The organism is Mucilaginibacter sp. (genome assembly GCF_041663085.1).
GTDB lineage: Bacteria > Bacteroidota > Bacteroidia > Sphingobacteriales > Sphingobacteriaceae > Mucilaginibacter.
In genome coordinates this window covers 1-11,298 of record NZ_JBAZRC010000157.1, presented here as the reverse complement: position 1 = coordinate 11,298, position 11,298 = coordinate 1, and the positions used below count along the sequence as shown (strand labels likewise).

The following is an 11,298-nucleotide window of genomic DNA, read 5'->3' as shown; positions in this document are numbered from 1 at the left end:
AAAACTACTATCGCAAAGTTCAAAAAAAAGAGATGCCTATTACGGTGTAAAATTATATTTGTAGCTCAATTAATCAATATATAAAACCGTCAACTTATTTCAGGACGAGACATTTTGTTCCATTTTACAAAAAAGCGGAACAAAAGCGTATTTTTATAACGAGCTGTTTCTTAACCACAAACGGTAAACCCGTGAATCTTTTGTTTAACTACTGACAAAATCTTGTCAGTAATAATGTGCTCAATATCAATATGTTCCGTTTGTCCCACATGTTCCGTTTCAAAAATGGAACATGTGAAACTGTTTATCTCTGCATCATCGCCAAAACATCTTCTTCAGTCCCCTCAAACGGGCCCGAAGTTTCAATTTTTAAGCCTGCCATTGCAGCCGCAAATTCACCTGCTTTTTGAATATCGGCACCTTTAACGCGTTTGTACAGGTAGCCTGCCATATAGGTGTCGCCACAACCAGTAGCATCAACCACTTCGGTAGGTTTGTAGGCAGGGATGGTATAGTAAATACTATCGTGATAAATTACCGAGCCCATGCTACCCAGGGTAACCACCACTTCCTTAACGCCCCATTCGGCCAGTATTTTAGCGCCTTCTTTAATATCGGTTAGGCCGGTAAGTGCTTCCAGTTCGTGCTCGTTCACCTTCAGGATATCTATATATTTCAGGGCTTCCTGTTTATCGGCCCAGTCAGTAGCTTTTACGCTTTTATCAACCACCTCGCGCAGGTAGCCCTGTGCATCAACAGAAACATTACCCCGGCTAAATAACTCTTTGATCAGCTCGGTCGACATGTCATCGGCCAGTAAAGCCCCCAAATGGAAAATAATGGCTTCGGTATCTTTTAGGTCGGCCACCGTAAATGGATCTGCTTTTTGCAGTACGCGCTGCGTGCGGTTATCCTGGTTCTCACCGTAAATGTTCTCAAAATAAACCGAGTGGGCGCTGGGCAAAGCTTTTACCTCGATGCCTTTATTGCGCAGGGCGGTAACACTTGGCATTTCGGTTTCGGCAACGGCGGTAACCAGTCCGTATTTAACATCCATATTGCGGATAGCGTTCGAGAAATAGAACGCCGTACCACCGGCCATATGTTTAATGGCTTTTGGGGTAACAATTTTATCTAAGGTAATGTGCCCTATGCAACAAATATCGTACATGTATAAATTCAATTTATGTTTAGCGGGGTTACAAATGTAATATTCTGCCTGTCAATTATTTGTTACTTAGTTAATATAGTAAACAACAGGGTATTATGTATTTTAGCCAATCATACAAGTATATCTTACATTTACCCGCTTATTATGAATGCAAAATTGTTCTCTAAAACATTATTCGCACTAAGTTTTTTATTAGCATTTGGCTTTAACTCGAACGCTCAAACCCCGGATGACGACCCGCACATGGGTATTATTCCTGCCCCGGCATCATTAACAAAAACAAAGGGCGTTTTTGTATTTAGCCAGCTAACCCAGGTAAAAACAGATAACCCGAAAGATAAGATAACCGCTTTTCTGCACGATTTTTTGCTGAACAACCGCCATTTTAATAATAAGCTGAGCAAGTACAACCCCAGGCTCAGATCAACCAAAGGCACTACATTGATACTAACCGCCAAAGGGGCGGAGAAGTTGCCTAAGGAAGGCTACAAACTTACCATCACCCCAAACCGCATTACAATCATTGGTAAGGATGCCGGTTTGTTTTACGGTATGCAAACCTTTATGCAGCTTTTCCCGGTAGCAACATCGGGCAGTGAAAAGCTACCTTGTATGGTCATTGAGGATGCCCCGCGCTATGGCTACCGTGGTATGATGCTGGATGTATCGCGCCATTTTTTCACCGTTCCGCAGGTTAAACAGGTAATAGAAATGCTGGCCGCCTATAAGATCAATACTTTCCACTGGCACCTGGTTGACGAGCAGGGCTGGCGAATAGAGATCAAGAAATATCCAAAACTTACCCAGGTTGGCGGCTACCGCTACCAAACCATGTTTGGCACCAACCGCGACTGGCCCGACAGCCTTGCATATGGGGGGTATTATACCCAGGATGATATCCGCGATGTGGTAAAATTTGCTGCAGACAGGTTTATTAACATAGTGCCCGAAATAGAAATGCCCGCGCATTGCGAGGCTGCCCTGCGGGCCTATCCAGAGCTTAAATGCGAACAACCTGCCGATAGTAAAACCAACGCCCGCGCTTACAATAACCTTTTTTGCCCAACCGAAGAAACGTTTACCTTTTTAGAGAATGTGCTGACCGAGGTTATGGCGCTGTTCCCGAGCAAGTATATCCATATTGGGGGCGATGAGGCCGGTAAACAACCCTGGAAGGAGTCGGCATTTGTGCAGAACCTGATGAAGGAGAAAGGTCTGAAAAGTGAGGATGAGGTGCAAAGCTATTTTATACAACGGATGGAGAAATTCATCAACTCAAAAGGCCGCAGCATTATTGGTTGGGATGAGATATTGGAAGGAGGGCTTGCGCCAAATGCCACCGTTATGAGCTGGACAGGCGAAGAAGGCGGCATAGCTGCCGCGCGCCAGCACCACAATGTGATCATGACACCGCAAACTACCGGTAATTATTTCGATCATTACCAGAGTGGCTCGCCGCAGGAGCCTATATCGTTTGGCCGCTACGCAACATTAGATGAAACGTACAATTACGACCCCATATCTAAAGAACTTACTGCTGATGAGCAAAAATATGTTATAGGCACACAAGGTAACCTGTGGACGGAGTATGTACCCACCATGGCTAAACTGCAATACCAGATATTCCCGAGGTTGTTCGCCCTGAGCGAAGTGGCCTGGAGCCTTCCTGCCAATAAAAATTACGACAATTTTGCCAACGTGCGCCTGGCCAATCATTTTGCACGGCTCGATGCTAAGGGATACAATTACCGCGTACCTACGCCGATGCCGGTATTAGATACCATGATAATAGGCCAGCATTTTACCTGGGCGCCAACAAGCGTTGTACCGGGGGCCCGCATCTACTATACCCTAAACGGCCGCGACCCGTTAGATACCGACCTGGAGTTTAACGGCAATCCTATTATATTCGCTATCCCGGCGGGCGAGAAGCGCGAGTTTAGAACCCGTGTCATCACCCCATCGGGCAGGCGCAGTATAGCTACAAGGGTACTGATGTATAACCGCACACTGGTGCCGGCTGTAAATTACACAGCCAACAAACCGGGCTTAAGCTACAAATTTTATAAAAACAAGTTCACTGCACCAGACCAGCTTGATTTTGTAACCGTAAAAGATTCGGCAGTTACCGCTACGCTGGATGCTGAACAATTCAAAAAAGATAATACCAGTTTTGGTGCCGTTTACGATGGCTATATAAGTATCCCTGCGGATGGCGCTTATAATTTTACCCAGGCATCATATACCGATACGCAGGTACTTATCGATGGTGAAAAAATAACCGAGGCTGAACCTGCCATACCACTTGCAAAAGGTTTCCATAAGATCAAAGTAAAATATATTTATATCCAACCGGTATTACAACCCGGCGCTTATCCTATAAGGCAAACCCCGTTAAAGGTATTTATAACTGCACCGGGTAGCTCAAAAAAGGAATTTGATGCGGCTATGTTATTTAATTAACAGATTTTGGCTGCCTTAAGAAAAATAGATATACTAAATATCAATATGTTATGTGATAGATAAAAACTATAGTTTATAGATATTATAGATAGGGCCCGGCAGAGTTTTATCCGTATATTTGTTGCATAATTTTTAATAAAACAACCATTATGTTAACGATAGGACAAAAATTTCCCGATTTTAGTAAAACTGCCGTAGTTTCTTTAGAAAAAGGCAAAGAGTTTGAAACCATAACTTCAGAATACCTGGTTAATGACGATAACGTTTGGACTGTAATGTTCTGGTGGCCAAAAGATTTTACTTTTGTGTGCCCTACAGAGATTGCTGAGTTCAACAAAAATTTTGGCGAGTTCCGCGATCGGGATACCCGTTTAATTGGTGCATCTACTGATAGCGAGTTTGTACACGCTGCATGGAGAACCCATCATGATGATCTGCGCGACCTTAAATTTCCGATGCTTGCTGATACTTCAAAAACATTAGCTGAAGACCTTGGTATTTTAGAGCCAAACGAAAAGATCGCTTACCGTGCTACCTTCATCATCGATCCTACCGGTATCATCCGTTGGGTATCTGTAAATGACCTTAGCGTAGGCCGTAACGTTAAAGAAGTTTTGCGTGTGCTTGATGGCCTGCAAACCGATGAGCTTTGCCCTTGCAACTGGGAAAAAGGCCAGGAAACATTAACTGTTTAATTAAGCAGTTTAAATTAATCAAATATTTAACCACGGGGTACACTGAGAGAAAACCACAAAGTACACAGAGATTAACCTTTGTGCCCTCTGTGAAAAAACTCTGTGTACTCCGTGGTTATTTTTTTATCATTTAATATCAACTACTACCATGAGCGAAAGCACCGAAATAGTACAGGAACTGCTGGAAACAACAGGCCTTGACAAAACATACCGTACACCGGCCCTTAACTTATTAGAAGCCGGCGAATCGCGCTACCTGCGCGACCTGAAACTGAACTTTACCAGCACGCTTACATCAGAACACCTGAGCCCTAAAGAATGCGCCCTGCTTGGCTTAAGCACCGCATCCAACAACCAGAATGCGCCCCTTATTGCTTACTACACCAATGTAGCCAAACAAAACGACGCTACCGACGCTGATGTTGCCGAGGCTGTGGGCTGCGCATCGTTACTGGCATCAAACAACATATTCTACCGTTTCAGGCATTTTACCCAAAAGGAAAAATACACCCAGATACCTGCGCGTATCCGTATGCAGTTAATGATGAAACCGGTAACAGGTAAAGAGTTTTTTGAATTGATGAGCCTTGCCATATCGGCCGTTAACGGCTGCGAAATGTGTGTGAATGCGCATGAGGATTCGCTTATAAAATTAGGCACCACAGAAGAGCGTATTTTTGATGCGGTAAGGATAGCATCATTGGTAACAGCAACCGGCAAAATTATTTTCTAATTAAAAAGAAATGGCTTTAGCTGTGTTTAAAAATAATCTGCATTAAATTTGTGTTTGTTAATTTAAAAGCCTTAATTTTAAAGCTTAGATTATTACTACCCCCTGTTGTCATAATGATTTTATAGCTGTAAAACATTACCGATCTCAGGGGAGATTACAAATTTAATTGTTGATTTTTTGGAGAAACCATTCTGCTTTTAAAGGCAGAATGGTTTTGTTTTTTTAGTGGGAATCTGTTACAGCCTTTAGCTTTTTAAACGGCTGCAGGTATAGTAACGGGATAGAGAATAGCATCACCAAACCCGAGATCCAGTAAGCGTCATCATAAGTTAGCAGCATTGTTTGCCTGATAACCGTACCTTCAATAGCAGCATAAGCCATGTGTGTTGCATCTAATACAGATTTACCTTTAGCTATAAACCCTTGTGTTACTATATTTAAGCGTTCGGTAAACGCCGGGTTGTAAGGGTTAATATGCTCAATAAGTGTGCTGCGGTGAAACCCCTGGCGGATGTGTATAATGGTTGTTAAAGCCGCTATACCAAACGACCCACCTAACTGGCGCATCATGTTGTTCAAACCCGATCCCTGGCCAATTTCTGCCCCTTTTAGGTCGGCCATGGCTAAGGTGGTTAGTGGTACAAACAACAGGGCCATACCCACACCACGTATTAATAAAGGTATAAGCACATCTTTTTCGCCTGTAGCCAGGGTAGAGTTGCTCAGCATCCATGTAAATACAAAGAACAGGAACATACCCGCGGTAGCCATAAACTGTGCCGGGACACCCTTGTTAAGCATTTTGCCAATAAACGGCATCATCACAATGGTACACACCCCGCCCGGGAATAACAGCTCGCCGGTTTGCTGCGCATTAAAGCCCAGTAAATTCTGGCAAAACACCGGGAACACGAACACCGAACCGTATAAACCAAACCCCAGAATGAACGAGGTAAACATCCCCACGGCAAAACTACGGTGCCTCATAATGCTAAAGTTAACAATAGGATGGTCTGTACTCAGTTCACGCCATATAAATAATATGATGCCCAAAACCGCGGTTATGCTTAATACAATGATATAGTTTTTTGCAAACCAGTCTTCAGATTCGCCTTTTTCAAGGATGGTTTGTAAACTGCCCACGGCAACAGCCAGTAAGCCAATTCCCCACCAGTCAATGGGCCGCTTTTCGGCCTTGGGTGTTTCAGTGATAAATGTATAGGTAAGGAATGCGGCAAGCGCACCTACCGGTAAATTCACATAAAATATCCAGGGCCACGAGTAATTTTCGGTTATCCAGCCACCAATTGTTGGGCCTACAGTTGGGCCTACAACTGCGCCTAAACCAAATAATGCGGTAGCCGTACCGATTTGCTCGCGCGGCCAGGTTTCTATCAGGATAGTTTGCCCGGTAGATATTAAACCTCCACCTGCAATACCCTGTATGATACGGAATACAACCAACTCATCGAGCGAATTAGCATTACCACATAAAAACGATGCTATGGTAAATACGATAATAGAGGTAAGGAAGTAATTTTTACGGCCAAAGCGCCCGCCTAACCAGCCCGACATGGGCAAGATGATAACGTTTGCTACAGCGTAGCCGGTAACCACCCAGGCAACATCCTCAAGGGTTGCGCCAAGGTTACCTTGTATATGCGGAATAGCTACGTTTACGATGGTGGTATCAATAAGCTCCAGGAGCGATGCCATGATCACCGTAATAGTAATGATCCATTTTTTAAAGCCAGTTTCAGCCATTGTAGTTAGTCTTTAGTAATTACCGAAACGTCAACGCTCATACCCGGGCGTAGTTTCGCGATCTCTTCTTTACTGCCTGTTATCTTAATTTTAACAGGTATACGTTGTACAACTTTAACAAAGTTACCTGTAGCGTTATCTGGTGGCAGTAATGAGAATTTAGCGCCTGTAGCAGGCGAAAAATTGTATACCGTACCTTCTACTTTCAGGTTAGGGTAAGCATCAACCTTAAGATCAACCTTTTGGCCGTTTTTAATTTTATCCAGCTGGGTTTCTTTAAAGTTTGCTGTTACGTAGATGCTGTTATCATTCACTACAGAGAACAATGTTTGCCCCGCCTGTACTAACTGGCCTACCTGTACATTCTTTTTGGCTACTATGCCGCTTGCCGGCGATTTAACGTTTGTATAAGATAGCTGCAGGTTTGCATAATCAATATCAACCTGCCTTTGGCTTACACCGGTATTGGTAACTTTTAACTGGCTGCGGCTGGTGGCAATTTGCTCAACCGCGGCTTTATATTTATCACGTGATGCATTGTAGTTAGCTTTAGCTACCTCAAGGTCGGCTTTGGCCTGGTCAAATTGCTGGCGGGTTACTGATCCATCCTGTACCAGGTTGGCGTAACGGTCGTAATCTTTTTGCACCTTATCTAAACGTGCTTTTGCTGATGCTACCTCTGCTTTTGCGCTTGATGAGTTTGCAGCTGTAGTAGAAATTTGCGACTCGCCTACATTAATACCTGCGCTTGCACCAACCTGTGCAGCTTGCGCCTGCTCTACTTTAATTTTGTAATCGTGGTCGTCTATTTTAACCAGTAACTGGCCTTTGTTAACGTGTGTGTTTTCTTCAAACATAATGCTGTCAACATAACCGCCAACACGGGCCACAACCGGGCTTATGTCGCCGTCTATTTGCGCATCATCTGTATCAACGTGTTTGCTGAAGTATATATATTCTTTTACACCGAATATGATACCACCTAAAAGAACCACTCCCAGTATTATCGGAAGGACTTTGTTTTTCTTTTTAGGTTCTGCTTCTTGTGTTTCTTTTGCCATCGCTTTATGTATTGTAATTATTTGTTAAGTTTTCCTGTTGATTTTAATAATGTATAGTATGCAAGTCCTGCATCTGCTTTAGCCAGTTCTAAGTTTATCTGAGCCTGGTAAAGCAAGGTTTGTGCATCAGCACGGTCTGTAGCGGTTGATATGTTGCTGCGGTATTTATTTTCCAGTATGCGGTTGTTTTCCTGCGCCTGGTTTATTGATGTTTGCAGCAATGTTATTTTATCAAGCGCCGCTTTATAGTTCTGGTAGCTTTGGTTCACCTCATTCTTGATATTATCTGTTGCAATACCTTTATTGATGATTACTTCTTCGCGTTGCAGTTTAGCCTCGTTCACTTTGTTCTTGTTAGTCCAAAGGGTACCAAAATTCCATCCTAAGGTTAAACCGGCCGATATAGGGGTAATGAAGTTCCCGGTTTTAGGAATAGGGTTAGCAGCTATACCAACATAGTAAGCACTGGCCGATGCCGATAGCGTAGGCGATGTATTTGCCTTTACACTTTTAATATTGGTTTCGGCAATACGGGTACGCAGGTCAAACTGTTGAAACTCGGCGCGGTTGCTCATTGCTGTATCCAGGTAAGCGGTTAACGGCGCCGCTGAGTGGTCGGCTTCGGTTATCTGCGCAATAGTTAACTGTGTACCTTCGGGCAAGCCCAATAAGATATCCATGTTGTAGTTAATAATACGGCGGTTGTTTTCCAGGTCGATACCGTTCAACTCAATGTTTGAACGCTGTAACTGGAAACGCAGCACATCATTTTTGGTAACAATGCCCTGGTCAAAAAAGCGTTGTGCCTGTTTTATCTGCGCATCAATAGTGATCAAGTTTTGGTCAACCACTTTTTTGCTTTGCAGTACTTTGTACAGGTTATAATACGCGTTGATAATGCTGTAGGCTATCTGGTCTTTATCGTTAACGGCATCCAGGCGGGCAACCTCTGTTAACAGGGTTGTAGATTCGCGGGCATACTTTAACTTATTACCTTGCCATATTGGCTGGCTAAGAGATAAGGTACCTAAATAAGCGTTTGCGCTTGTTGGCAGGCTTAGGCTTTCTTCGCCAAGGTTAAGTTTATTTGCAGGGATCTGCGCACGGTTATAACCAAAACTTGCACTGGCAGTTGGTAAAGAGCGGTCTTTAGCCTGCTGGTATTGCGACACAGCCTGGTCAATGCGCGATTGCGAAAGTTTTAACGTTTTGCTGTTTTCTATGCCCAGCTTAAGGGCTTCGTCAAGCGTAATGGTTCTGTCCTGAGCGGCGGCGGGGTTTGTAACCAGTAATGCCAATAGTAACATGGCCATACTGCCCGCGGCCTTTAAGGCTTTGTTTATGCGTGAGGGTTTCAAGGGTATATATTTATTTGTTGTCATTTTTAATTCTGTAAGTAAGCTTTTAACAGTGTTTTCATGTAGGCTTTAAACCGGGGTTTAAGCAGGTTATTCTGAACGTCAGCATCCAGCACATCATAGCCAAGTACTTTTGATGAGATATGCGGGGTGTTCACGATGTAATTTTTTGTGCCGAATATGGTAGCAACCAAAAGCTGCTGATCTGCATCTTTATTAAAATCGCCTTTTTTAATGCCCTCTGCTATAATGTCTTGAAAAACCTTTACATTTTTCATGATGATGTCGGTTATCTGATCGGTAAGCTCGTTCTTTTTTGATTTTGAGATCTCGCGGTTCAACATAATATGGAAACAATTATTGGTTACCACTTTATCTATATAGCTATCAAGATATTTATCCAGCTTTTCCCACGAGTTCATGCTTTCATCATTACCTATACTAAGCAGTACGGTTTGAAATGTGGTGATCCTGCGATCAAAGATTGCCAGGAAAACGCCTTCTTTTGAACCGAAGTAATAATTAAGCATAGCCATGTTAACACCTGCTTCGCCAGATATCATGCGTGTTGAAGCGCCATCATACCCTAATTCGGCAAAAACACGCTCGGCAACATCGAGTATGTGATCCTTTTTATCTATTTTTTCCTTTTCCATTTTCTTTTGTCCCGCACAAAATTAATCAAGCGATTGATTAATTTAAAATTTTATTATCATGGGATTGTAATTGTTTGACTGTTAGGTTCAAAAAGTTAATCAATCGATTAAAAACAGAAAGAGAAAATATAATTATGACGGTATAATTATCATACCAATTACTGCACCAAAGCATCTTTCAAATATATTTGTTGTTATGAAGCGTATACTGCCTGTAACACTTGTCCTTTTTTTAATTTGCCAAACAGCATTTTCACAAACATCGCCACCATCAGATATCGGCACCATACGCCAGAATTTTAAAAAGCTGAACGTATTGGGTAGCGTGCTATACATAGCCGCCCACCCCGATGATGAAAACACCCGCTTACTGGGCTATTTGGCGCAGGAGAAACATTACCGCACCGGTTACCTGTCGCTTACCCGCGGCGATGGCGGCCAAAACCTGATTGGCACCGAACAAGGCGAACTTTTAGGATTGATACGTACGCAAGAGCTTTTAGCTGCCCGCCGTACAGATGGCGCAGAGCAATTTTTTAGCAGGGCAAATGATTTTGGCTTCTCAAAAAACCCTGAAGAAACCCTGAATTTTTGGGATAAGGACAAAGTGCTGGGCGATATGGTTTGGGTGATCCGCAAGTTCAGGCCCGATGTAATGATCTGTCGTTTCCCAACAACAGGCGAGGGCGGCCATGGTAACCACACCGCATCTGCTATACTTGCGCAAGAGGCTTTCAGCGCGGCTGCCGACCCCAAACGCTATCCCGAACAGTTAAAATATGTTGGGGTATGGCAGGCCAAACGCTTATTATGGAATACTTTCAATTTTGGCAACACCAATACCACCTCGCCAGATCAGTTTAAGATAAACGTTGGCGGCTACAACGCCATATTGGGTAAAAGTTACGGCGAAATAGCCGCCGAGAGCCGTAGTACCCATAAAACACAGGGCTTTGGCTCGGCCAAGCAGCGTGGCGATGCTTTTGAATATTTCAAGACCATCCTTGGCGATGCCCCCAAAACCGACCTGATGGACGGCGTGGATGTAAGCTGGAACAGGATCCCATTCGGTACGCCGATAGCAACGCAACTTGCTGCCATTACCAAAGCCTTTAATGATGATGAACCGCAGGCATCCGTGCCGGCACTGGTTAAACTACTGGGCGAAGTTGACCAAACCGTTGCCACCAATAAAGCCTTCCAAACGGTAAGATTAACCGAAGTGGCCAACTCAAGCTATGATTACTGGCATAAACAAAAAACAAAGGAATTAAAAGACTTGATAGCGCAATGCGCAGGATTGTGGTTTGAGAGTTATGCGACTGAGCCATCTTATGCAGTTGGTGATAGCATGATTGTAATTAATCAAATTATTAATAGAAATAATGCCGGCATTA

Annotated in this window: 9 protein-coding genes; 4 read left to right on the top strand and 5 right to left on the bottom strand. The window is 43.5% G+C overall.

Annotated features, from left to right (window positions below; translation table 11 throughout):
* Nucleotides 1-304 precede the first annotated feature (304 nt).
* Complete coding sequence (locus WC615_RS20135) at nt 305-1,171, bottom strand: PfkB family carbohydrate kinase (RefSeq protein ID WP_372979857.1); 867 nt, start codon at nt 1,169-1,171, stop codon at nt 305-307.
* Nucleotides 1,172-1,315: 144 nt separating this feature from the next.
* Here WC615_RS20135 and WC615_RS20130 point away from each other — a divergent pair, with 144 nt between their 5' ends.
* The 3 genes from WC615_RS20130 (at nt 1,316) to WC615_RS20120 (ending at nt 5,062) form a co-directional block, all read left to right on the top strand.
* Nucleotides 1,316-3,634: a family 20 glycosylhydrolase gene (locus WC615_RS20130; RefSeq protein ID WP_372979856.1), complete on the top strand. Its 2,319-nt coding sequence runs from the start codon at nt 1,316-1,318 to the stop codon at nt 3,632-3,634.
* Nucleotides 3,635-3,783: 149 nt separating this feature from the next.
* A complete protein-coding gene (locus tag WC615_RS20125; RefSeq protein WP_372979855.1) occupies nt 3,784-4,329 on the top strand; it encodes a peroxiredoxin in 546 nt (181 codons plus the stop codon).
* Nucleotides 4,330-4,477: 148 nt separating this feature from the next.
* Nucleotides 4,478-5,062, top strand: a complete 585-nt coding sequence (locus WC615_RS20120; RefSeq protein ID WP_372979854.1) for a carboxymuconolactone decarboxylase family protein — start codon at nt 4,478-4,480, stop codon at nt 5,060-5,062.
* A gap of 222 nt (nt 5,063-5,284) precedes the next feature.
* Here WC615_RS20120 and WC615_RS20115 read toward each other — a convergent pair whose 3' ends face one another.
* From WC615_RS20115 to WC615_RS20100, 4 genes are read right to left on the bottom strand one after another with little or no spacing between them, the layout of a single operon-like run.
* Nucleotides 5,285-6,826, bottom strand: coding sequence for a DHA2 family efflux MFS transporter permease subunit (locus WC615_RS20115; RefSeq protein WP_372979853.1), 1,542 nt, complete (start codon nt 6,824-6,826; stop codon nt 5,285-5,287).
* A gap of 5 nt (nt 6,827-6,831) precedes the next feature.
* A complete protein-coding gene (locus tag WC615_RS20110; protein ID WP_372979852.1) occupies nt 6,832-7,887 on the bottom strand; it encodes an HlyD family secretion protein in 1,056 nt (351 codons plus the stop codon).
* Between the two features lie 17 nt (nt 7,888-7,904).
* Nucleotides 7,905-9,245 (bottom strand): TolC family protein, encoded by a 1,341-nt coding sequence (locus tag WC615_RS20105; RefSeq protein ID WP_372979851.1) that lies wholly within the window; start codon nt 9,243-9,245, stop codon nt 7,905-7,907.
* 26 nt (nt 9,246-9,271) lie between these two features.
* Nucleotides 9,272-9,901 carry a TetR/AcrR family transcriptional regulator gene (locus tag WC615_RS20100; RefSeq protein WP_372979850.1) on the bottom strand — a complete coding sequence of 210 codons (630 nt, stop codon included), beginning with the start codon at nt 9,899-9,901 and terminating at the stop codon, nt 9,272-9,274.
* A 196-nt stretch (nt 9,902-10,097) separates the two neighbouring features.
* On the opposite strand from WC615_RS20100, the gene WC615_RS20095 reads away from it, so the two are divergent.
* Nucleotides 10,098-11,298 (top strand): PIG-L family deacetylase (locus WC615_RS20095; RefSeq protein ID WP_372979849.1); only part of this gene is annotated, 1,201 nt, incomplete at its 3' end.

Bases quoted from the DNA above. Each gene is read 5' to 3' on its own strand.
- WC615_RS20125 (WP_372979855.1), top strand. From the start codon at position 3,784: ATGTTAACGATAGGACAAAAATTTCCCGATTTTAGTAAAACTGCCGTA.
- WC615_RS20110 (WP_372979852.1), bottom strand. From the start codon at position 7,887: ATGGCAAAAGAAACACAAGAAGCAGAACCTAAAAAGAAAAACAAAGTC.
- WC615_RS20120 (WP_372979854.1), top strand. From the start codon at position 4,478: ATGAGCGAAAGCACCGAAATAGTACAGGAACTGCTGGAAACAACAGGC.
- WC615_RS20130 (WP_372979856.1), top strand. From the start codon at position 1,316: ATGAATGCAAAATTGTTCTCTAAAACATTATTCGCACTAAGTTTTTTA.
- WC615_RS20100 (WP_372979850.1), bottom strand. From the start codon at position 9,901: ATGGAAAAGGAAAAAATAGATAAAAAGGATCACATACTCGATGTTGCC.
- WC615_RS20135 (WP_372979857.1), bottom strand. From the start codon at position 1,171: ATGTACGATATTTGTTGCATAGGGCACATTACCTTAGATAAAATTGTT.
- WC615_RS20115 (WP_372979853.1), bottom strand. From the start codon at position 6,826: ATGGCTGAAACTGGCTTTAAAAAATGGATCATTACTATTACGGTGATC.